This window comes from Litoreibacter ascidiaceicola (genome assembly GCF_900129235.1).
Taxonomy (GTDB): domain Bacteria; phylum Pseudomonadota; class Alphaproteobacteria; order Rhodobacterales; family Rhodobacteraceae; genus Litoreibacter; species Litoreibacter ascidiaceicola.
Genome location: NZ_FQUV01000003.1, coordinates 166,557 through 186,903, shown reverse-complemented (window position 1 = coordinate 186,903; position 20,347 = coordinate 166,557). Strand labels below are relative to the sequence as shown.

24 protein-coding genes and 1 tRNA gene are annotated in these 20,347 nt (G+C 56.5%); 8 read left to right on the top strand and 17 right to left on the bottom strand.

Annotation, left to right across the window (positions count from 1 at the left end; genetic code table 11):
* Positions 1–27: 27 nt before the first annotated feature.
* From BUB72_RS07010 to BUB72_RS06960, 12 genes are all read right to left on the bottom strand, one after another.
* The gene (locus tag BUB72_RS07010; protein WP_073142176.1) at positions 28–933 is read right to left on the bottom strand and encodes a LicD family protein; all 906 of its coding nucleotides are present in this window, start codon (positions 931–933) and stop codon (positions 28–30) included.
* Between the two features lie 130 nt (positions 934–1,063).
* The gene (rplA, locus tag BUB72_RS07005; RefSeq protein ID WP_073142174.1) at positions 1,064–1,762 is read right to left on the bottom strand and encodes a 50S ribosomal protein L1; all 699 of its coding nucleotides are present in this window, start codon (positions 1,760–1,762) and stop codon (positions 1,064–1,066) included.
* Entirely contained in the window at positions 1,762–2,187 is a 426-nt protein-coding gene (rplK, locus tag BUB72_RS07000; RefSeq protein WP_073142172.1) for a 50S ribosomal protein L11, read from the bottom strand. Before rplK ends, rplA begins: the two co-directional genes overlap by 1 nt.
* Before the next feature lie 104 nt (positions 2,188–2,291).
* Positions 2,292–2,825: a transcription termination/antitermination protein NusG gene (gene nusG / locus BUB72_RS06995; RefSeq protein WP_073142169.1), complete on the bottom strand. Its 534-nt coding sequence runs from the start codon at positions 2,823–2,825 to the stop codon at positions 2,292–2,294.
* A gap of 220 nt (positions 2,826–3,045) precedes the next feature.
* Positions 3,046–4,206 (bottom strand): trans-sulfuration enzyme family protein, encoded by a 1,161-nt coding sequence (locus BUB72_RS06990; protein WP_073142166.1) that lies wholly within the window; start codon positions 4,204–4,206, stop codon positions 3,046–3,048.
* Between the two features lie 103 nt (positions 4,207–4,309).
* Positions 4,310–4,504, bottom strand: a complete 195-nt coding sequence (secE, locus tag BUB72_RS06985) for a preprotein translocase subunit SecE (protein ID WP_073142938.1) — start codon at positions 4,502–4,504, stop codon at positions 4,310–4,312.
* A gap of 72 nt (positions 4,505–4,576) precedes the next feature.
* Positions 4,577–5,362 carry an alpha/beta hydrolase gene (locus BUB72_RS06980; RefSeq protein WP_073142164.1) on the bottom strand — a complete coding sequence of 262 codons (786 nt, stop codon included), beginning with the start codon at positions 5,360–5,362 and terminating at the stop codon, positions 4,577–4,579.
* 35 nt (positions 5,363–5,397) lie between these two features.
* Positions 5,398–5,473, bottom strand: a tRNA-Trp gene (locus tag BUB72_RS06975).
* Between the two features lie 122 nt (positions 5,474–5,595).
* A complete protein-coding gene (locus BUB72_RS18775) occupies positions 5,596–5,757 on the bottom strand; it encodes a hypothetical protein (protein ID WP_175549129.1) in 162 nt (53 codons plus the stop codon).
* 272 nt (positions 5,758–6,029) lie between these two features.
* Positions 6,030–6,686 carry a CatB-related O-acetyltransferase gene (locus BUB72_RS06970; RefSeq protein ID WP_083588600.1) on the bottom strand — a complete coding sequence of 219 codons (657 nt, stop codon included), beginning with the start codon at positions 6,684–6,686 and terminating at the stop codon, positions 6,030–6,032.
* A gap of 188 nt (positions 6,687–6,874) precedes the next feature.
* Positions 6,875–8,050, bottom strand: coding sequence for an elongation factor Tu (gene tuf / locus BUB72_RS06965; RefSeq protein WP_073142162.1), 1,176 nt, complete (start codon positions 8,048–8,050; stop codon positions 6,875–6,877).
* An 88-nt stretch (positions 8,051–8,138) separates the two neighbouring features.
* Positions 8,139–8,798, bottom strand: a complete 660-nt coding sequence (locus BUB72_RS06960; protein WP_073142159.1) for a hypothetical protein — start codon at positions 8,796–8,798, stop codon at positions 8,139–8,141.
* Positions 8,799–8,905: 107 nt separating this feature from the next.
* Here BUB72_RS06960 and BUB72_RS06955 point away from each other — a divergent pair, with 107 nt between their 5' ends.
* Positions 8,906–10,267, top strand: a complete 1,362-nt coding sequence (locus tag BUB72_RS06955) for a cytochrome P450 (protein ID WP_139250641.1) — start codon at positions 8,906–8,908, stop codon at positions 10,265–10,267.
* Positions 10,268–10,282: 15 nt separating this feature from the next.
* On the opposite strand, the gene BUB72_RS06950 is transcribed toward BUB72_RS06955, so the two are convergent.
* Complete coding sequence (locus BUB72_RS06950) at positions 10,283–12,622, bottom strand: DNA topoisomerase IV subunit A (RefSeq protein ID WP_073142155.1); 2,340 nt, start codon at positions 12,620–12,622, stop codon at positions 10,283–10,285.
* Positions 12,623–12,759: 137 nt separating this feature from the next.
* On the opposite strand from BUB72_RS06950, the gene BUB72_RS06945 reads away from it, so the two are divergent.
* The 6 genes from BUB72_RS06945 (at position 12,760) to BUB72_RS06920 (ending at position 16,864) form a co-directional block, all read left to right on the top strand.
* On the top strand, positions 12,760–13,287 hold the full coding sequence (locus BUB72_RS06945; RefSeq protein WP_073142152.1) for an SH3 domain-containing protein: 528 nt from the start codon (positions 12,760–12,762) through the stop codon (positions 13,285–13,287).
* A 33-nt stretch (positions 13,288–13,320) separates the two neighbouring features.
* Complete coding sequence (locus tag BUB72_RS06940) at positions 13,321–14,151, top strand: SDR family NAD(P)-dependent oxidoreductase (protein ID WP_073142150.1); 831 nt, start codon at positions 13,321–13,323, stop codon at positions 14,149–14,151.
* 70 nt (positions 14,152–14,221) lie between these two features.
* The gene (locus BUB72_RS06935; RefSeq protein ID WP_073142147.1) at positions 14,222–14,431 is read left to right on the top strand and encodes a twin transmembrane helix small protein; all 210 of its coding nucleotides are present in this window, start codon (positions 14,222–14,224) and stop codon (positions 14,429–14,431) included.
* A 4-nt stretch (positions 14,432–14,435) separates the two neighbouring features.
* Positions 14,436–15,008 (top strand): cob(I)yrinic acid a,c-diamide adenosyltransferase, encoded by a 573-nt coding sequence (locus tag BUB72_RS06930; protein ID WP_073142144.1) that lies wholly within the window; start codon positions 14,436–14,438, stop codon positions 15,006–15,008.
* A gap of 168 nt (positions 15,009–15,176) precedes the next feature.
* Positions 15,177–15,938 (top strand): electron transfer flavoprotein subunit beta/FixA family protein, encoded by a 762-nt coding sequence (locus BUB72_RS06925; RefSeq protein ID WP_073142142.1) that lies wholly within the window; start codon positions 15,177–15,179, stop codon positions 15,936–15,938.
* Positions 15,938–16,864: an electron transfer flavoprotein subunit alpha/FixB family protein gene (locus tag BUB72_RS06920; RefSeq protein ID WP_073142139.1), complete on the top strand. Its 927-nt coding sequence runs from the start codon at positions 15,938–15,940 to the stop codon at positions 16,862–16,864. Before BUB72_RS06925 ends, BUB72_RS06920 begins: the two co-directional genes overlap by 1 nt.
* Positions 16,865–16,916: 52 nt before the next feature.
* Here BUB72_RS06920 and BUB72_RS06915 read toward each other — a convergent pair whose 3' ends face one another.
* Positions 16,917–17,723 (bottom strand): DUF6473 family protein, encoded by an 807-nt coding sequence (locus tag BUB72_RS06915; protein ID WP_073142137.1) that lies wholly within the window; start codon positions 17,721–17,723, stop codon positions 16,917–16,919.
* Positions 17,724–17,883: 160 nt separating this feature from the next.
* Here BUB72_RS06915 and BUB72_RS06910 point away from each other — a divergent pair, with 160 nt between their 5' ends.
* The gene (locus BUB72_RS06910; RefSeq protein WP_073142135.1) at positions 17,884–18,759 is read left to right on the top strand and encodes a 3-hydroxybutyryl-CoA dehydrogenase; all 876 of its coding nucleotides are present in this window, start codon (positions 17,884–17,886) and stop codon (positions 18,757–18,759) included.
* 3 nt (positions 18,760–18,762) lie between these two features.
* Here BUB72_RS06910 and BUB72_RS06905 read toward each other — a convergent pair whose 3' ends face one another.
* From BUB72_RS06905 to BUB72_RS06895, 3 genes are read right to left on the bottom strand one after another with little or no spacing between them, the layout of a single operon-like run.
* The gene (locus tag BUB72_RS06905; RefSeq protein ID WP_073142132.1) at positions 18,763–19,656 is read right to left on the bottom strand and encodes a lysophospholipid acyltransferase family protein; all 894 of its coding nucleotides are present in this window, start codon (positions 19,654–19,656) and stop codon (positions 18,763–18,765) included.
* A 14-nt stretch (positions 19,657–19,670) separates the two neighbouring features.
* The gene (locus tag BUB72_RS06900; RefSeq protein ID WP_073142130.1) at positions 19,671–19,940 is read right to left on the bottom strand and encodes an HPr family phosphocarrier protein; all 270 of its coding nucleotides are present in this window, start codon (positions 19,938–19,940) and stop codon (positions 19,671–19,673) included.
* 2 nt (positions 19,941–19,942) lie between these two features.
* A complete protein-coding gene (locus BUB72_RS06895) occupies positions 19,943–20,332 on the bottom strand; it encodes a PTS sugar transporter subunit IIA (RefSeq protein ID WP_073142127.1) in 390 nt (129 codons plus the stop codon).
* Positions 20,333–20,347 lie beyond the last annotated feature (15 nt).

Here is a 20,347-nt window from a genome sequence, read left to right as displayed (position 1 = left end):
ACTGCCAAAGACGCGGCTAGACGCGGGTCAATACTCTTCTTCCTCTGCGAGTTCTTTCAGCAGAGTCGAAAACTTGGCTTTCTGGGTTACCCAAGGAAAAGTGTAACGCGGGTTCGGAATTTCCCATGTGTCGCCATAATTTTCCCTAAGCAGCACTTCCGGCCGCGCAGGCAAAGGTAGCTTGCTTACGGGGCATGTTGTCAGAGGCCAGATGTCCGCGAAAACCAGTTGCTTGCGCGAATACGGAAAGATGTTGTACCGGCGATGAGCGCCATATGCTGGGAACAGGTCAACCTCGAAGCCATCAATGTTTGGAAGTTTGATGATTGCGTTTTTGCTTTCGACAAAATAGCAATCCAGCCCCTCGGCCAGCAGGCATCCCAGCAACACCTTGAATTCTTCCGCCGCGTCCTCGTCGCGGCGAGCCGACAAAATTACCGCCAGATCAATATCGTCGTCATAGGGGATCAACCCCTTGTCCCTCACCAAGCCAAGCAACGTACCGGAATTGGCAAAGGCGTCGTAACCCAGCTTTTTCAAAACCTGAAGGATCTTGTGAACGCCCGTGTAGATCGTTTCGGCGTCTGCGTCCTCAAGCTGTCTGGTGCGGTAGCCGTGTGCGCCAAAGGTGACACCATCCATCTGGGATTCAAGAATTGCTTCAAAATTCTCGTAGTCTTCCAGCTTCTGGGCCTTCTCTCGCGAGGCGCGCAAAAGCGACATCTGTTTGTTCGCGGCTGCGGGCCGGCACTTACCCAAAACTGCATTGATAACAAACGCTTCGCGAAACTCGTCGAGGGACCGAAGCTCTGTCGGCATCTTATCCATCATCTGCAGCCGCTTACGGGGTTGCAGGTTCAGATCTTCTCCACGAAAGGCCCGAATGGCCTCGTCCCGAAATTTCAATAACGTTTCCTGGCTCGTTAAATCCATAGTTCCCACCTCACTAACGATGATGTAACCAAACAAGCAAATGCGGCTCGAATAAGAAAATACTATGATACCAAAATGAAAAAAGGGTGCTCCTAAGGAACACCCTTTTCTTTTTCTGACGGGGCAGGCGTTAGTTGCCGGTCGCGCTATCCACAGAAATGGTAACGCCAGGACCCATAGTCGAGCTCAGTGCGATTTTCTGCATGTAGCTGCCTTTTGCGCCAGCCGGTTTAGCTTTGGCAACCGCGTCAATGAAGGCGCGTACGTTCTCGACCAGCTTGTCTTCGCTGAAGGAAGCTTTGCCGATACCAGCGTGAACCACGCCAGCTTTTTCAACTTTGAACTGCACTTCGCCGCCTTTAGCAGCTTCAACAGCCGCTTTGACGTCCATGGTCACTGTACCAACTTTTGGGTTTGGCATCAGGTTACGTGGGCCAAGTACTTTACCCAGACGGCCAACGATTGGCATCATGTCCGGGGTTGCAATGCAGCGATCAAACTCGATCTTGCCGGATTGCACGATTTCCATCAGGTCCTCGGCACCCACGATATCTGCGCCAGCCGCTTTGGCTTCTTCAGCTTTCGCGTCGCGTGCGAACACAGCTACCCGCATGGTTTTGCCGGTTCCGTTTGGCAGAGCAACCACACCGCGAACCATTTGGTCAGCGTGACGTGGGTCGACGCCGAGGTTCATCGAGATTTCGACAGTTTCATCGAACTTGGCTTTGGCGTTGTTCTTTACCAGAGCAACCGCCTCATCGACAGTGACGTTGCGCTTGCCAGCGAATTGCTCACGAGCAGCAGTAGTGCGTTTTCCGTACTTAGCCATTACTTCACCTCGATGCCCATAGAACGGGCAGAACCCAGGATGATCAGCATCGCGGACTCGATGTCGTTCGCGTTCAGATCTTTCATTTTTGCTTCGGCAATCTCGCGCACTTGCTTCGTGGTCACGTGACCAACAACTTCGCGCGAGGGTGTTTTAGCGCCGGACTTCAGCTTGGCCGCTTTCTTCAGGAAATAGGACGCTGGTGGCGTCTTGATATCCATCGAGAACGACTTGTCCTGATAGTAGGTGATCACGGTCGGGCAAGGCGCACCTGGCTCCAGATCCTGCGTCTTGGCGTTGAACGCCTTACAGAATTCCATGATGTTAATCCCGCGCTGACCCAATGCTGGGCCTACGGGTGGGGATGGGTTGGCTTGACCTGCAGGAACCTGCAGCTTCATCGTGCCAGCGATCTTCTTGGCCATTGGCCTTCTCCTTTATCAACACCCTCGGGTCGCGACCGTCAGGCTGGTGGTTGCCGTGGTCCGGGTCGCAGCACGCGTGCCGCTCGCCTCCCACGTGATGCACATCAGGACGTCTTGGTGACCTGTGTGAATTCCAATTCGACCGGTGTAGCCCGGCCAAAGATCGAGACCGTCACCTTCAGGCGCTGGTTCTCGTCGTCTACTTCTTCGACCTGCCCCGAGAAGCCCTCGAACGGGCCGTCGGTTACGTTCACGTTCTCGCCAATGTCAAACACGATGGTCGAGCGTGGGGCTTCTGCACCCTCTTCAACGCGGCCAAGGATGGCCTGAACTTCGGCGTCACGCATCGGCATCGGCTTGCCCTGCGGTCCGAGGAAACCAGTCACGCGGTTGATCGAGTTAATCATGTGATAGCCGCGATCGGACATCTCCATGCGGACCAGAACGTAGCCAGGCATGAAGCGGCGCTCTGCGGTGACTTTCTTGTTGCGGCGGATTTCGATGACTTCTTCGGTCGGAACCAAGACTTCGTCGATTTCATCCTGCAGGCCATTTTCTTCGACAGCCGCGCGAATTTGCTCCGCGATCCGCTTCTCGAAGTTGGACAGCACTGATACCGAATACCACCGTTTTGCCATCTTGCCTGCGCCTCTATCTTTTCCGACTCTGCCGGTATGTTCCAATATTTTCAGCAGGTTACACCGGTTTCACCAGTGACATTTGCCGAAACGAAAACAGCGCGCATCTCGAATCGATACGCGCCATGGGTTCGTGTTGAGCGCTGAACTACGCCGCAAGCGCCCAAGATTCAAGGGGTTCTCCCATGATTTAACGCCCTAGGAACCATTCCTGCACGTCTCAGCTCTGGGCACGCGTCAGGGCCTGCTCAAGATCATAGATCAGATCATCAGCGTCCTCGATGCCGATCGACAGGCGCAGCAAACGCGGATGAACCGGAAAACCCTCGCCAGATACGGTTTTGCGATGCTCGATCAGGCTCTCGACCCCACCAAGCGACGTCGCAGGATAAAACACCTCGCAAAAGCGTGTCACATCAATCGCCGTCTGCTCCGAGCCATTCACAATGATCGACATCATGCCCCCGAACTGGCCGCCGGTTTGGCGCTTCGCAACGCCGTGGCCGGGATCGGAGGGCAGTCCGGGATACAGAACCTTCTCGATATGTGGGTGGCCTTCGAAATGCTTGGCGACGGCCATCGCATTCTGGCAGGACCTCTCCACCCGCAAAAACAATGTGCGCATCCCCCGAATTAACAACCACGCATCAAAAGAATGCAGGACGGTGCCTTGCAGCTTGCGCACCATGCAGATGTCTTCCCAGAACTGGCCCGTTTGCCGCACTGACAGCACGCCAGCGGTAACATCTGAATGGCCGTTCAAATACTTGGTGGCGGAGTGGAATGAAATGTCTGCGCCGAAGTCCAGTGCCCGCGTCAGGTTGGGTGGCGTGCCCGTACAATCCGTCAGCAACTTGGCCCCTGCCCCATGCGCAATCTCCGCTGCGGCAGCGATGTCGGTGACCTCCCAGTCGGGGTTGTTGGGCGTCTCGACCCAAACCAACGCCGTTTCGCCCGGGCGCACCGCCTTTGCCAGCTCCTCAAGGTTGCCAGCGGCATAGGACGTCAGCTTGATACGGCCATTTGCCTCATATCTCTGAAGCTGCGCCAGAACGCCGTGATACATAACTTTCGGCGCAACGACATGCGCGCCGGTTGGCAAATGCTCGACAACGGCTGTGCAGGCCGACATGCCGGATGCAAACAGCAGCGACTCGGCGGCGCCCTCCAGCTCTGCGATCACAGCTTCTGCCTGCGCGGTGGTCTGGCTGCCGTCTCGGCGATACCAATACGGCTTGCGAACCTCGTAATTTTCGTCCCGCGCATAGGTCGCCGTAGGCTGTATCGAGGGAATAACGGCCCCGGTCTCGGCCTCAACAAAGTGCAGCGCTTGCGCCACGCGGGTCGCAAGGGAGGGCGTTCGGTTGCTTTTATCGGTCATGGGGGGCGTTGCCTCTGATAGAAAACTCAGGGGCAATCTGACGCGAAAACACAAGGCGCTGCCAGCGCTTTCTACAAAATACAGCAGAGGCGGTGGTGAAGGTCTAGAACAGGCCGAAGATAGCGTTCAGGCCGGTCCGGATGCCAATATCCACGAACGAGAAGAAGATCGCGGTGATTGTGGCCATAATAAACACCATGACGGTCGTCAGCATTACTTCGCGACGGGTCGGCCAAACGATCTTCGAGACCTCGCCGCGGACCTGCTGGATAAACTGTGCTGGATTCGTGCGTGCCATGATCGGACCCTTGGTTGTGTTCAGTGGGTCAGTTACGTCCACTTGACCCGCTTTGCAAGAGGGCTGCCGGTTTTAGTCGTCCTCGCGCAGCCGTGCGAACTGGTCAATCACCATCTGAATATAGGGCGTGCCGTCAGGATGCGTGCCATCTAACACCTCGTCGACCTGAGACACATGGCCTTTAACTTTGGTGTTCATCAGCGTCAGGGGCGCACCGAGTTGTTCTGCCCGAGCAGCCCCCAATTGAGCATTCCCGATATCAATAATCCGGTCGTTTGGGCCATGAAACATCAAGCAAGGCGGCCCATCTTTCTCCAGCCGCCAAGGTTGAACAACCGCAGAGCTTATAGCGACCACAGCGTCGGGGCGGGATACCCGCCGCACCCAAGCCATCGGCGGATAGGCCAACGCCAAACCGGCGATCCCGCCAGCGGAAATCCCCAACACACCAAGTTTTCGGGACGCGATACCCAGACGTTCGCCTTCGACCCAAAGGTACTCGATCGCGTTGGACATATCTTCCATCGCTGCGATGAATGCCGCCCCGTAAAGGTTGGGTGACATGTCCAGCCCCACCTTCTCGGATCGGGCCACTTGAGCCTGAATATGCTCAATATCCTCTTCCGAGAACGCGTCCAGATCAGTCCGCAGGCGATAACTAATAGAGGCCATCGCGAAGCCCGCATCCGTCAGTTTTTGGGCGAAGTGGCCCGTTTCGACATGCGCGCGGTGTCCACGGCGAAAGCCTCCCCCGTGCGCGTAGATCACACAGGCATCAGCAGTCAGAGTATCGGGAAGGTAGAGGTCAAGCTCGAGCTTATGACGAGGATCGTATACAATGTCGGAGACACATTTCATGGTGGCCGACGCGACCTCTTACTCAAAAAAATCAATGGCAGGGGATGAGAGACTCGAACTCACGACCCTCGGTTTTGGAGACCGATGCTCTACCAACTGAGCTAATCCCCTGCACTTAATGGTGAGGTGTTATTAAAGCAGAGGTGGCTTTGCAAGGGATCATCTGCTCCAAAAAGTTAAAATTGAGTTCCTACCCACCGATCTCGCGAGCGGTTTGGCAGAAAAGCAACGCCCTACTGACGCGGCAGGCCCGACAGTATGGATACCAATGCATCAAGCTGCGTTTCAGACAGAGTGTCCAAACTGGTCGGGCTGGATTGATCAGTGGAATCAGCAATTGCGGGGCCGCCAAGTAGGCCAAGCACCACGCCAAAAGACAGTATTACATTTTTCATTGCCTGCAGTCCTTGCGACGATCACTCGAAGCCCTTCGAGCACGGGTCGAACCGCACTGGCTCGACACGGCTCTATTTGGCCATCTGAACAGCGATTAACAGACACGAACCTGTCACCGTCGATCACGCCAGCGTGGTTTAGCCGTAAAAACTGTATAAGAATTTGTTTTAATTATTATATTTGAAAGCATTCCAATCCGCACAGCTCCTGTGCAGGAAAGCCCGATCCCGCCGGCGCGCTTGAGAATGGTCACTAAACTGCCCAGCCCCGCTCATGACGACGGCGCCGCACGCCTCAGGGCATCCATATCCGCTCCGCAAATGGCGGATTCATGGTCTACAATCTGGTTTATGGGCCAGTCCCACCATGCAACCTTCAGCAATGCCGACACTGTCGGAGCATCAAATCGCATTCGGACCAGTCGCGCAGGATTGCCTGCATAGATCGCATAGTCCGGCACCTCGCCCGCCACGACACTCCCCGCGCCGATAATCGCGCCGGAGCCAATGCGCGCGCCCGGCAATATCCGCGCACCCTGCCCGATCCAGACGTCATTCCCGACCACCGTATCCGGCCCGGGCGCAGGCATCGAAGGACGCCCCTCCCTATCGCCTCCGAACACGGCGAACGGAAAGCTGGAGAAACCGTCATGACGGTGGTTGGCGGACGACGTGATAAACGTCACCCCATCCGCGATCTGGCAAAACTTTCCGATCACCAGCTTCTCTGGCGAAAAGTCGTACAGATACGGCGCAAAATGGGCTGCCCAATCATCAGGCGGCGTGTGGGCGCTGGCATAGGTGTACTCGCCCACCACAAAACGCGGATGCTTCAGGACCGGCTTCAGGAACACCGTTCCCGAATGCGCAGAGCCGTCCGGCAAGACAATCGGAAACGGCGTCGAAGGTGCAGGGAAATTATCGGACATAAAAACGGCCTTTGTGGGTCTGGATTTAACTCTAAACCAGATCGCAGCTCTGCCCGCCACCCTGCCATACGTTTTGCCGACACTTTGCCGACGCCTTGCAGACCGCTATATTTCGGTCCCTTCAAGAAAAAAGGCCGCCCCCTTCGGAGCGGCCTTTTCTAATCTGTAACGCCTAAATGGGTGACAGATTAATCTGTAATCTTCGACACAACACCAGCGCCAACAGTGCGGCCACCTTCGCGGATCGCGAAGCGGAGGCCTTGCTCCATGGCGATCGGCGCGATCAGCTCGACGTCGAACTTCAGGTTGTCGCCCGGCATAACCATTTCCGTGCCTTCTGGCAGGTTAACGGTGCCCGTGACGTCTGTTGTCCGGAAGTAGAACTGTGGACGGTAGTTCGCGAAGAACGGCGTGTGACGGCCACCCTCTTCCTTGGTGAGGATATACGCCTCGGCCTCGAACTTGGTGTGTGGTGTCACCGAACCCGGCTTGACCAGAACCTGACCACGCTCAACGCCGTCACGGTCGATGCCGCGCAGCAGGACGCCGACGTTGTCGCCTGCTTCACCGCGATCCAGCAGTTTGCGGAACATTTCAACACCGGTACAGGTGGTTTTTGTGGTGTCACGGATGCCCACGATGGACAGCTCGTCACCCACGTTAACCACACCGCGCTCGATACGGCCGGTGACAACCGTGCCGCGACCGGAGATCGAGAACACGTCCTCGATCGGCAGCAGGAACGGCTGGTCCACAGCCCGCTCTGGCGTTGGGATGTATTCGTCAACAGCGGCCATCAGCTTGCGGATGGACTCCTCGCCGATTTCCGGGTCGCGGCCTTCCATAGCGGCCAGAGCGGAGCCCGGGATCACTGGAATGTCGTCGCCAGGGTAGTCGTAGGAGGACAGCAGCTCGCGGATTTCCATTTCAACCAGCTCGAGCAGCTCGTCGTCATCCACTTGGTCAACTTTGTTCATGTAAACGACCATCTTCGGGATGCCAACCTGGCGGCCCAGCAGGATGTGCTCACGGGTCTGTGGCATCGGGCCGTCAGCCGCGTTCACAACCAGGATCGCGCCGTCCATTTGGGCGGCACCGGTGATCATGTTTTTGACGTAGTCGGCGTGGCCGGGGCAGTCAACGTGGGCGTAGTGGCGGTTTTCGGTCTCGTACTCGACATGCGCGGTCGAGATCGTGATGCCGCGGGCTTTTTCTTCGGGCGCGCCGTCGATTTGGTCATACGCTTGGAAGTCACCGAAATACTTGGTGATCGCTGCTGTCAGCGTGGTTTTGCCGTGGTCAACGTGGCCGATTGTGCCGATGTTGACGTGTGGTTTAGAGCGTTCAAACTTTTCCTTAGCCATAGCGTTAGGCGCCTCAAAATTAGGGGGCCCGCCAGGACCCGTTTCACTTCGCGCGCTACCTATGCAGGATCACAAGAAAAATCAAGCGTCAGTTGGCCAAGGGGTCAACAACCGTGGGCGCTGCGGCATCAGGATCAGCCGCGGCATCGGCTTTCGCCTTCTCAGCCAGCGCGGCAAGGTCGTCTTTGGCTGATGCTTCTTTGGCCTCAGCATCCACGTCTTGGCCGAACAAATCTCCATTCGCGACCAGCCAACGCTCAACGGCTTTAGCAAATTGTGCTGCCAGATTTTGCATCTGCTGTTCGGTTGAGTTGAAGAAACCGGATCCGATAAAGGTCTCGCCATCGAGCTGTTCTAAAACGAGAATTTGCTTGGAGCGCTCTTCTAACCTTGTCTTGGTCGCGCTGTCCCAGATATGAACCGTGGCACTCATCGCTGACCGGGGCGCCAAGGCAAGCCGCCCACCTTTTGTGGCCAGAATATATCCGTCGAGACTGTAGCTGATGTGATAGAGCTTCTCGCCCTCATACCGCCGAAAGCGCTTGTCGATGGCGGCTTCCAGCACCTTCTCCCAGTCTTCGGCAGAGGCCGAGCGGGACACTCCCATTTTACTGGCCTTGTCTGTTACCGCAACATTCAGGTCCAGCTTGAAGTCGCCAAGCGGGGGCTGGTCCTCGGTATCAGGGTTTGGCACCGCACAGGCTGCCAAAACGAATACAGCGGTCAAAGCAGGAATAATGGCGCGCATGGATCGGGTTTCCTTCAAGTCTCGTTCAGCTTGGATACCTGAGCTGCTCCAAGGGTGCAATCATACGCCGCGTTGCCGTGGCGCGAAGACCGCATATATTGATGCCTATGGAAGACAACAGCACCATCTACCCGCCCCGCGTGAAGCTTGTCACTGAAAAGTGGGGCATTCTGCAGTCCCTACGTGCAGCACAACGCAACCTGATCGAAATCATCCCCGAAATCGCGCTGCACCAGCCGATTGTGACGGGCAAGATGGGCAAACCATGGCACATGGTGATGGACCCTGACGCCATTCGCCAGATTTTGCGCGACCGGCTTGATGACTACCCCAAATCCGATGTCACCAAAAACATCCTGCGCCCCGCAATCGGCGACAGCTTGTTCGTGGCCGAAGGGGCTCATTGGCGCTGGCAGCGACGTGCGGCGGCTCCGGTTTTCTCGCATCGAAACGTCGCCAACCTTGCCCCGATCATGAGTGCTGCGGCGGACCGGTCCTGCGCACGCATTGATGCCAATGTGGGAAGAGCCGCCGACATGTACGCAGAGATGGTGACGTCAACATTCGAGGTGATCTCGGATGTGACGTTCTCTGGTGATGAAGGTTTTGACCGTGCGGCCATCCACAAGGCGATCGACGGATACATTGATAGCACTGCAAAGGTATCGCTGTTCGACGTGCTGGGCCTACCCACATGGATCCCCCGCCCCGGTCGCATGATGTCCTCGGGTGGCATGAAGACGATGAAATCCATGGCCGACGGCGTGATCAGCAACCGCAAGGCAAAGCCTGATGGCGAAGTGCCTGACCTTTTGGATTTGCTCATGGCGGGCGAAGACCCTGAAACCAAACGGTCGATGAACACCTCCGAGTTGCGCGACAATCTTCTGACATTCATCGTCGCCGGGCACGAAACAACGGCGCTGACCTTGGCTTGGGCGCTTTACCTCTGCGCCTTCGACGAAAGTGTTCAGGATCGGGCGCGGGACGAGGCACAATCAGTTCTGCAAGGGCGCACTGCCACGGAAGGTGACCTCAAAGACCTGCCTTACATACGGCAAATCATAGATGAAACGCTGCGGCTCTACCCGCCCGCTGCCTTCCTGTCGCGGACCGCGCAAGTGCAGGACGAGCTGTGCGGGCGGCCAATTGCACCGGGTGATACGGTGATGCTTCCCGTTTACGCGCTGCATCGGTCGCGGTTGCTTTGGGATGATCCGGACGCCTTTGATCCGGAACGGTTCGCCAAGGACAAGAAGGTCGACCGCTTCGCCTATCTGCCATTTGGCGACGGGCCACGTATCTGCATCGGAATGAGTTTTGCCGTACAAGAAGCGGTCATCATTCTGGCCACAATCCTGTCGCGGTTCAAATTCACACGGGTGAAGGGCAAAGACCCTTACCCCGTTTTGATCCTGACATTGAGACCCGAGGGCGGGGTATGGCTGAACGTTGAATGCGCCGATTAAGCAGCTGAAATCGCGTCAATCGAACTTGTAGCTTTTCGGGAAGCCGTAGGGCGGGCGCTTGCCGACTCCGGCGCGCTTGCCAAGCCATTCCGTCATGTCGGGCTCATGGCGAACTTTGCCGCCACCCATGCCCCAAGTTAGCCCCTCGTCCCATGCGAATGTCATGAGATCGGACAGGCCGCCATCAAGTTCGAGTGAGCCTTGTTTGCCACGGGCCATATTGTATTTCTGAAGTCGCACGCCTTTGCCACGGCCCATCTCAGGAAGCTCGGACGCTGGGAAGACCAGAAACTTGCCGTTCTGGCTGACGATGGCGACGTGGTCGCCCGTTACAGGACGACAGACGACAGCGTAGGCGTCTTTGACATTGAGTACCTGCTTACCACTGCGGGTCTGTGCAACAACGTCATCCTCTGGCACCACAAAGCCGTTACCCTCGGAGGACGCGACCAGCAGTTTGCGGCCCGGCGCGTGGATGAACATGTCGACAATTTCCGCCTCGTTGGGCAAGTCGACCATCAGGCGCAACGGCTCGCCCATGCCACGCCCGCCGGGCAGATTGGCAGCGGACACGGTATAGAAACGTCCGTTTGATCCGAAGACCAACAGCTTATCGGTGGTTTCCGCGTGGAAAACAAAGCGACCCTCATCGCCGTCCTTGAATTTCAGCTCTCGCGTCAGGTCAATATGGCCAGTCATTGCGCGGACCCAACCCATCTTGGAGCAGACCACAGTGATCGGCTCGCGGTCGATCATGGCCTCCAGCGGTACCTCCGCGATCTCGGTGGCTTCGGCGAATTGCGTGCGCCGTGCGCCGCCTTCGCTGTCCTTTCCGAATTGCTTGCGCACGTCACGCAGTTGCTCAGTGATCTTCTTCCACTGCAAATCGTCGCTATCGAGCAGGTCTTCTAGACCAGCGCGCTCGATCATCAATTCATCACGCTCGCGCTTCAATTCCATTTCTTCGAGGCGACGTAAGCTCCGCAGACGCATGTTGAGGATGGCGTCAGCTTGGACTTCGGTCAGCGATGGCTCGCCGGTGCGGGAACTCGGGCCGACATAATCTTTCTCGTCCATCGCACGCGGATGATCTTTGCCCCAGTCCTCAAACATCAGCCCGGATTTGGGGTCATCGTCATAACGGATGATATCAATCACACGATCAAGATTGAGGAAGGCGAGGATGAAGCCTTCCAAGACCTCTAAACGGTGATCTATCTTTTCCAGACGGTGCTGCGAGCGGCGCTGCAAAACTTCGCGGCGGTGGTCGAGGAAGGCGCGCAGCACCTCTTTCAAGGAACATACCTTGGGCGTGCGCCCGTCGATCAGCACGTTCATGTTCAGCGAGAACCGCACTTCCAGATCGGAATTGCGGAACATCATGCCCATCAGAACTTCAGGATCGACATTCTTGGAGCGCGGTTCCAGCACAACGCGGATATCTTCGGCGCTTTCGTCGCGGATATCGGCGAGGATCGGGACCTTCTTGGTCTGGATCACTTCCGCGATTTTCTCGATCAGCTTGGATTTTTGAACCTGATAGGGAATCTCGGTGACCACAATTTGCCAAAGACCACGACCCAGATCCTCGACCTCCCACTTGGAGCGCAGACGGAAGGAGCCCCGCCCTGTACGGTAGGCCTCAAGGATATTCTCACGCGGCTCGACGATCGTGCCACCTGTCGGGAAGTCTGGCCCCGGCACATGTTCCAGCAAAGTCTCATCGCGGGCGTTCGGGGCTTTGATCAGGTGAATACACGCGTTGATCAGCTCATCGATATTGTGGGGCGGAATATTGGTCGCCATGCCCACCGCGATCCCGCTGGAGCCATTGGCGAGCAGGTTGGGGAAGGTCGCGGGCAGAACGGCGGGCTCTTCAAGCGTGCCATCGTAGTTGGGGCGATAATCGACCGCATTCTCGTTGAGGCCTTCGAGCAGGGCCTCAGCGGCAGCGGTCATGCGTGCTTCGGTATATCGGGCTGCAGCGGGGTTATCACCGTCGATATTGCCGAAGTTGCCTTGGCCGTCGACCAACGGGTACCGGACGTTAAATTCCTGCGCCAGACGCGCCATTGCGTCATAAATCGCGGCGTCACCGTGCGGGTGGTAGTTGCCCATCACGTCGCCGGAAATCTTCGCCGATTTACGGAAGCCGCCATTCGAGGCGAGCTTGAGTTCGCGCATCGCATACAGAATGCGGCGATGAACCGGCTTCAATCCATCCCGCGCATCGGGCAGCGCACGGTGCATAATCGTCGACAACGCATAAGTCAGATAGCGGTCGCCAATCGCTTTGAGCAGCGGTTCGGCCAGTTCGGACGGCTCAATCTGGGGGGTGTCGGCGTTGTCAGACATAGATGCTGTGTAGCGCCACTGATCGGGAGCGTAAAGCGGCGAGATTTGCAATCAGGGGAGTAATTCTTCCGGTTTCCCCGTGGTCGTTTCGTGATAAGATGGCACAAGGGCTTGGATACGCCTTGGGGGATTGTTTTATGTTAAAGTGGGTCGTCGGCTTGTGCGCCGCGTTGTACTTGGTCTTGATCACGATGGGGGAACCCACGAGTGAGGAGCTGGCATCGCGAAAAGCGCGGGCAGAGCAACAAGTTACCAGAACTGTATCGACCACTTTGGAAGCTCCCGCCATTCAGGTTTCCAACGCTGTGGCGGAACCCGAAACAACCGCCATTCCTGCCGCTTTGACGACGCTGGAAGAGATCGAATCCCCCGCGCTTGTGTCCGCATCGACAGATGCGACCACGCCCGCCGCGGCTGAGCCAGTGGCGACGCAACAACTTGCAACCACCCCAGAAGTTGCGACGACGACGATCCGCCGCGTGACCGGCAAACGCGTCAACTTGCGCGCGGGTCCGTCCACCACCGCAAAAATTGTCGGTCGTGCCGTACGCAACGACAGCGCAGAACTAGTTGAGATGCTGCCCAGCGGTTGGGCCAAGGTCTACATTTTGGAAACCGGCATCGAAGCCTACATTTCTGCACAGTTTCTATCAGACGCGGGCTAGTCGCCGTAGCGCGGTTGCGATACCGATAGCCACATGACACGCAAATCCATTCTTATCACCGGCTGTTCCTCGGGTATCGGCTATGACGCGGCACATGCGCTGCACAAGCGCGGTTGGAGGGTCTTTGCCACCTGCCGGAAACAAGACGACTGCGACCGGTTGATCCGCGAAGGGCTCGAGAGTTTCGTACTGGATCAAAGCGATACCGCTTCCATGTCTGCGGCAATTGAAGAAGTGCTGACCCGTACCAGCGGCACTCTAGACGCGCTGTTCAACAACGCGGCCTTTGGCTTTCCGGCGGCGGTAGAAGACGTGCCGACGGACGCGTTGCGCTCGATCTTCGAGACCAACCTGTTTGGCTATCACGAGCTAACCCGCCAAGTGATCCCGATCATGCGAGCGCAGGGGCACGGACGGATATTGAACTGCTCTTCGGTGTTGGGGTTCGTCGCGCTGAAACTGCGCGGGGCGTATAACAGCACCAAATTCGCCATGGAAGGATTGACGGATACGCTTCGCGTCGAGATGCGCGGCAGCGGGATCGACGTGATCCTGATACAGCCGGGTCCGATTACGTCAAAACTGCGCCAGAACTCGATCCCGCATTTCGAGAAATGGATCGACTGGCGCTCCTCGGCCCGCAAGGCTGAGTATGAGGAGAAGGTGCTAACGCGGCTGTATGAAGATCGCGGTCCCGACACGTTCGAGCTGCCAGCCTCCGCCGTCAGTGACAAGGTGTGGCGGGCGCTGACAGATGCGAACCCCAAGGCCCGCTATAAGATCACCACGCCGACCTATTTGATGGCTTTTCTGAAGCGCCTTCTGCCGACCCGTCTGGTCGATTGGCTAATTGACCGCATGTGATTCAGGTTCGCTTTTTGCATATGCTCCGCTAGATGCAATTCTAACACATGCAACCTACGGGGGCTGAAACATGGCCGACGATCCACTTTTCATTGTAGTCGCAGTCGCGTGTATCGCGGTGTTGATCATCCTGCTGATCGGCATTGGCGGCTTCGCCAAAGGCGGCGATTTCAACCGCAAACACGCCAACCGCATCATGCGCTACCGCATCGCGGCGCAGTTTATCGCGGTAATCCTTATCCTGATTTTTGTCTTTTTCCGGCGCATGGGAGGCGCGTAATTTCATGGTCGTTCTGAACAAAATCTATACCAAAACCGGCGACGCTGGCGAAACAGCCTTAGGCAACGGATCGCGCGTAGCTAAGCATTCATCCCGCGTAAATGCCTACGGCACTGTTGACGAGACGAACGCAACCGTTGGTTTGGCTCGCCAGCATGCAAGCGGCGAAATGGACGCGCAACTGGCGATGATCCAAAACGATCTGTTCGATCTTGGCGCAGATCTGTGTCGCCCCGATATGGAAAAAGATGCAGATGCCGAATACCAGCCTCTGCGCATGGCGGCGGCGCAAGTGTCACGTCTTGAAAACGAGATCGACGCGATGAATGCGGCACTGGAGCCACTGCGGTCCTTCATCCTGCCCGGTGGCTCGGCACTAGCAGCGCAACTGCATCTATGCCGCACGGTATCGCGTCGCGCGGAGCGGCTGACTGTGGAACTGGCGGCAATGGAATCAGTGAACGCGGACGCCGTGAAATATCTCAATCGTCTGTCGGACTGGTTCTTTGTGGCGTCTCGCATTGCCAACAATGATGGCAAAGACGACGTACTTTGGGTGCCGGGCGCTAATCGCTAGCGCAAACATCTTGCGTTTGTGAAATTTTTCGTCATTTTTTCACAAACGCGGCGTCACAGACCAGTTTGGCGTCGATTTTAACCTGTTTTCCGCAGACTGCCTCCGGTATCTCGGAAAGTGGAATTATAATGTGTCCACTCCGGATGCTGAACTAGGGAGATACCGCAGATGAAGGTCCTCGTACCCGTCAAACGCGTGATCGACTATAACGTGAAAGTCCGTGTCAAAGCGGACGGGAGCGGCGTCGATCTTGCTAACGTCAAAATGTCCATGAACCCGTTCGACGAAATTGCCGTTGAACAGGCCATCCGCCTGAAAGAAGCCGGTAAGGTCGACGAGGTCGTGGCGGTTTCCATTGGTGTGAAGCAAAGCCAGGAAACACTGCGCACGGCGCTGGCAATGGGTGCGGACCGCGCGATCCTGATCGTGGCGGCTGATGACGTGCATAACGATATCGAACCACTGGCCGTTGCCAAATTGCTCAAAGCAGTTGTTGACGAAGAGCAGCCCGGCCTTGTGCTCTGCGGCAAGCAAGCGATCGACAATGACATGAATGCCACCGGCCAAATGCTGTCGGCGCTTTTGGGTTGGTCTCAAGCGACCTTCGCCTCCGAGTTGGAAATCGACGGTGACAAGGCTGTAGTGACCCGCGAAGTCGATGGTGGTCTGCAAACCATCAAGGTCAACATGCCAACCGTTGTGACCGTAGACCTGCGCCTGAACGAGCCACGCTATGCGTCGCTTCCGAACATTATGAAGGCCAAGAAAAAGCCTTTGGATGAAAAGACCGCTGCCGACTACGGCGTGGACGTGGGCAACCGCCTCGAAATCGTGAAAACGGCAGAGCCTGAGACCCGCAAGGCGGGCATCAAAGTCGCTTCGGTCGAAGAACTTGTGGCGAAACTTAAAGACGAAGCAGGAGTACTCTGATGGCTGTTCTACTTCTTGCAGAAATCACCGATGGCCAGTTGGCCATGGACGCCACCGCGAAAACCGTGACGGCATCAAAGCCCTTGGGCGACATCACCGTGCTGTGTGTTGGTGCTACTTGCGCCGCCGCTGCCGAAGAGGCCGCGACGATCGAAGGTGTTTCCAAAGTATTGTGCGCAGAGCATGATCTTTACGGTCACCGCCTTGCGGAGCCTGCCGCCGACTTGGTGGTCAGCCTTGCGGGGGATTACTCGCACATCGTTGCTCCTGCGACGACCGACGCGAAAAACCTGATGCCGCGCATCGCAGCTTTGCTCGACGTGATGGTGATCTCTGACATTACCGCGGTGATTGATGCCGATACGTTCGAGCGTCCGATCTACGCAGGCAACGCCTTGCAAACGGTCAAATCCGCTGACGCGACCAAAGTTATCTCGGTGCGCGGGTCAGTCTTTGATGCAGCAGCGACGGGTGGATCGGCTTCGGTCGAAAACATCGGCGCGGCTGGCGACCCCGGCCTTTCGGCATGGGTCGAAGACAAGGTCGCAGAATCTGATCGTCCAGAGCTGACCTCCGCTGGTGTCGTTGTATCCGGCGGCCGTGGCGTTGGCTCGGAAGATGACTTCGCATTGATCGAGAAACTGGCAGACAAGCTCGGGGCCGCCGTTGGCGCATCCCGTGCAGCTGTCGACAGTGGTTATGCCCCGAACGACTGGCAAGTTGGCCAGACTGGAAAGGTTGTGGCACCGGATCTGTATATCGCAATCGGGATTTCCGGCGCGATCCAGCACTTGGCTGGGATGAAGGATTCCAAAGTCATCGTTGCAATCAACAAAGATGAGGAAGCCCCGATCTTCCAAGTGGCTGATTACGGTTTGGTCGCTGACCTGTTCGATGCAGTTCCAAAGTTGATCGACGCGCTGTAGGTCATTGCAAATTTATGGAAAAGGCCCGCCGATAGCGGGCCTTTTTTTGTGACTACAGAACCTTGAGCAGCCGATCCGCAATTTTTCGATGGGTCGCGGGACCGATCATTTGCTGCGCCACGGGCGCTTCCATGGCACTGTAGACCATCCCGTCCAAAACCCCGCGTTCATGCGCGATGTCGACCTCCACGATTTCGTCCACCATGCCTTGCAAACGCCCCACAAGCGGAGCGTCCAGAAACAGCGGCTCTGGTCCCAAATCAGCTGCGGAGAATATTTCCGGCTGCGGTTCCCGCAGCCAAAGCAAGATGCAGCGCCCGTTGATCTGGCGCAGCATAAGCTCCATCCGGGCAAACCACGCTGACCGCAATTCCATCTCGACCGCCGCAAACCGTTGCGGTGAAACGGCCTTCAACGTCGTGAGAAGGTGCCGTGTAAACGAAAACTCACTGAAATCTACCTCCCGATAGATCGACCGAAGAAGCGTCGACGCCTTCAGAAACCGATCATTGCGGCGCGCATGAACCGAATAAAACCGGTTTGACATGTTCTGAGCGCCCATCACCTGAATGACGGTCGTTTGCGATCGGTTGAACAGGCCCAAAAGAGATGGGTCATGGATGAAGGCGTCAACACCCGCATTCATTGCACTGAAATTCGCGCAGGGAATGCCCATGGCCTCTTCAACCATCTCCACGAACGGTGTTTCAACAAACTTCCCATATGTCTCGCTGCTACCGACAAAGGAAATGTAGTCACTTTTCAGACTGCGTCTTGGCCCACGAAACAAGAGCTTCGATTGACCGTAACGGCATTGATTGTAATTTAAAGGACTTGCGTCCACTCTTTCAAAGGCCATTGCCCCACCTCTATTTCGACTCACCCAAAGCCAGTTTTGCAGCCGCAGATTGCCAAAATGCTAAAGTGTTAATTTCTGATAACTTTTAGGTTTCTTGCGCCCCTTGCACCCTGCCCATACCGCGGCCTATCTTGGCGACAACCCGATGGAGTATGCGGCTATGGAAATCTCGAAAATTGGTGTTGTTGGCGCAGGCCAAATGGGAAATGGCATCGCTCACGTATTGGCGCTTGCGGGCTACCAAGTGCTCATGAACGACATCTCCCAAGACAGTCTCGACAAGGCGATAGAGATTATCCAAGGCAATCTGGACCGCCAAGTCAGCCGCGAAAAGATCACCGCTGAAGAGCGCGACGCAGCGATGGCCAATATATCGACCACGCTTAAATTGACCGATCTTGGCCCGTCAGACCTGATCATCGAAGCCGCCACCGAGCGCGAAACCGTCAAGGCCGCCATTTTTGAAGATTTGTTGCCACATCTGTTGCCGCATACAATCCTGACGTCGAACACATCCTCGATCTCCATCACGCGACTGGCGTCGCGTACTGACCGGCCCGAAAAGTTCATGGGCTTCCACTTCATGAATCCGGTGCCGATTATGCAATTGGTCGAACTCATCCGCGGGATCGCAACCGATAAGGAAACCTATAACGCATGCTTGGCAGTCGTCGACAAGCTGGGCAAAACCGCAGCCAGCGCCGAGGATTTCCCTGCCTTCATCGTCAACCGTATCCTGATGCCAATGATCAACGAGGCTGTTTACACGCTCTATGAAGGTGTCGGATCGGTTAAATCCATTGACGAGTCTCTAAAGCTGGGTGCGAACCACCCTATGGGGCCGCTCGAGTTGGCGGACTTCATTGGGCTCGACACCTGTTTGGCGATTATGAACGTGCTGCATGACGGGTTAGCCGATACCAAATATCGCCCCTGCCCGCTGCTGACGAAATATGTAGAAGCCGGATGGCTTGGCCGCAAATCGGATCGCGGATTCTACGACTACCGACAAGACCCACCAGTCCCGACACGCTAGCTCTTACTTTTTCGCTTTCGGCTTCAATGCTAGTGTTTTCTCGCGCAACCAAGCAACAAAGCCGCGCGGGTTACTGGCCCATTTCTTGATGTCTTCAGGGTCGACAGGCTCGCCCACGATTGGGGCTTGAGGTTTATAAAGCGCATGGCGCACTTCGTAAATGAGGAGACCCTGCCTTAGCGTGGCCGAAATCCGGTTCGCGATTTGGTAGGCGCGTGAGTTCTGGCCTTGGAAGTAAATCGGCACAACCTTCGCACCGGAGCGATGGATCATCTTCGCGGTGAACGGGTTCCATTCCGCCTCAATCGCAGGTCCAAATGCCGTCTCCGAGGTCGCCACGACGCCGGAAGGGAACAACACAATCGCGCCGCCCTCTTTCAAATGCTCCATCGCCTTCCGGCGCATCTCCAGGTTTTTCTGTAGCGCATCATCTTCATGCGGGAACGGCACAGGGATCATGAACATGTCGATTGCATTCACGCCCGTTAGCAGCGATCGGGTCAGGATTTTGTAGTCCGTGCGCACCCGCCCAATCAGCTCCGCCAGCACCATGCCATCCACAAGACCATGTGGGTGGTTGGCGACAAAAATCACGGGGCCGTCCTTGGGAATATTGTTGATCTGCTCCTGTGGGGTTTGCAGCTCTATGCCCATCACATCCAGCGCATCACGCCAGAAGCCTTGGCCAAACTTCACGCCACCACGCTCAAATTTCCGGATGAGGAAAAGTAGATGAAGCTTGCCCGTAAACAGCTCCATGATGCGAATGGTCCAAGACTTCCACGGGTTGGTAAAGGTGTTGGCATAGGACAAGTTGCGCTTGTCATAGGCCACGTATTCGGGATGGTCGTAGGGAAGATCCTCGGTTCGAGGCGGGTCCTGCGGTGCGTCGTTCATATCTCGCTCCGCGGTCACATATCTTCGCCGAACTTATCCGCCACCAAAGCAGCCAGAGCGTCCATCGCGGCATCGGCATCTTTGCCATCGGTCCGCACATCAATCGAAGTTCCACGCGACGCGGCAAGCATGAGCAAACCCATGATGCTGTCACCGGATACATCCATCCCATCTTTGCACACTGTGACCCGCGCATCAAACTGCTCTGCCACTTCGACGAATTTGGCGCTGGCACGCGCGTGGAGGCCCTTTTCGTTAATGATGTTCAGAGTGCGTTCGCTCATCGTTATACTGGCCCGTCAAAACTGTTTATATATTTGCGACCCGCTTCCATCGCGAGATCCACGGCGACCCCTACGCTTTGACTACGTGATTTAGCAAGCTTGATAAGCATCGGCAGATTGGCACCATAAAGGATCCGGCGATTATCAGGGCTGCATGCCAGAAGCGACAGATTTGACGGGGAGCCACCAAACATATCGGTGACAACAACCACGCCATCGCCCTGATCCACACTGTCGGCAGCCGCGCATATCTCGTTCTGTTTGTCAGTACGGTCGTGATTTTCTTCAATGGTGATCGCACGGATTCCGGTTTGCGTACCGACAACGTGCTCAACCGCTGACAGGTACTCCCTTGCCAGCCCGCCATGCGCGACGATGACTATTCCGATCACCCGACAAACATCCCG

Bases quoted from the DNA above. Each gene is read 5' to 3' on its own strand.
- BUB72_RS07010 (WP_073142176.1), bottom strand. From the start codon at position 933: ATGGATTTAACGAGCCAGGAAACGTTATTGAAATTTCGGGACGAGGCC.
- rplA (WP_073142174.1), bottom strand. From the start codon at position 1,762: ATGGCTAAGTACGGAAAACGCACTACTGCTGCTCGTGAGCAATTCGCT.
- rplK (WP_073142172.1), bottom strand. From the start codon at position 2,187: ATGGCCAAGAAGATCGCTGGCACGATGAAGCTGCAGGTTCCTGCAGGT.
- nusG (WP_073142169.1), bottom strand. From the start codon at position 2,825: ATGGCAAAACGGTGGTATTCGGTATCAGTGCTGTCCAACTTCGAGAAG.
- BUB72_RS06990 (WP_073142166.1), bottom strand. From the start codon at position 4,206: ATGACCGATAAAAGCAACCGAACGCCCTCCCTTGCGACCCGCGTGGCG.
- secE (WP_073142938.1), bottom strand. From the start codon at position 4,504: ATGGCACGCACGAATCCAGCACAGTTTATCCAGCAGGTCCGCGGCGAG.
- BUB72_RS06980 (WP_073142164.1), bottom strand. From the start codon at position 5,362: ATGAAATGTGTCTCCGACATTGTATACGATCCTCGTCATAAGCTCGAG.
- BUB72_RS18775 (WP_175549129.1), bottom strand. From the start codon at position 5,757: ATGAAAAATGTAATACTGTCTTTTGGCGTGGTGCTTGGCCTACTTGGC.
- BUB72_RS06970 (WP_083588600.1), bottom strand. From the start codon at position 6,686: ATGTCCGATAATTTCCCTGCACCTTCGACGCCGTTTCCGATTGTCTTG.
- tuf (WP_073142162.1), bottom strand. From the start codon at position 8,050: ATGGCTAAGGAAAAGTTTGAACGCTCTAAACCACACGTCAACATCGGC.
- BUB72_RS06960 (WP_073142159.1), bottom strand. From the start codon at position 8,798: ATGCGCGCCATTATTCCTGCTTTGACCGCTGTATTCGTTTTGGCAGCC.
- BUB72_RS06955 (WP_139250641.1), top strand. From the start codon at position 8,906: ATGGAAGACAACAGCACCATCTACCCGCCCCGCGTGAAGCTTGTCACT.
- BUB72_RS06950 (WP_073142155.1), bottom strand. From the start codon at position 12,622: ATGTCTGACAACGCCGACACCCCCCAGATTGAGCCGTCCGAACTGGCC.
- BUB72_RS06945 (WP_073142152.1), top strand. From the start codon at position 12,760: ATGTTAAAGTGGGTCGTCGGCTTGTGCGCCGCGTTGTACTTGGTCTTG.
- BUB72_RS06940 (WP_073142150.1), top strand. From the start codon at position 13,321: ATGACACGCAAATCCATTCTTATCACCGGCTGTTCCTCGGGTATCGGC.
- BUB72_RS06935 (WP_073142147.1), top strand. From the start codon at position 14,222: ATGGCCGACGATCCACTTTTCATTGTAGTCGCAGTCGCGTGTATCGCG.
- BUB72_RS06930 (WP_073142144.1), top strand. From the start codon at position 14,436: ATGGTCGTTCTGAACAAAATCTATACCAAAACCGGCGACGCTGGCGAA.
- BUB72_RS06925 (WP_073142142.1), top strand. From the start codon at position 15,177: ATGAAGGTCCTCGTACCCGTCAAACGCGTGATCGACTATAACGTGAAA.
- BUB72_RS06920 (WP_073142139.1), top strand. From the start codon at position 15,938: ATGGCTGTTCTACTTCTTGCAGAAATCACCGATGGCCAGTTGGCCATG.
- BUB72_RS06915 (WP_073142137.1), bottom strand. From the start codon at position 17,723: ATGGCCTTTGAAAGAGTGGACGCAAGTCCTTTAAATTACAATCAATGC.
- BUB72_RS06910 (WP_073142135.1), top strand. From the start codon at position 17,884: ATGGAAATCTCGAAAATTGGTGTTGTTGGCGCAGGCCAAATGGGAAAT.
- BUB72_RS06905 (WP_073142132.1), bottom strand. From the start codon at position 19,656: ATGAACGACGCACCGCAGGACCCGCCTCGAACCGAGGATCTTCCCTAC.
- BUB72_RS06900 (WP_073142130.1), bottom strand. From the start codon at position 19,940: ATGAGCGAACGCACTCTGAACATCATTAACGAAAAGGGCCTCCACGCG.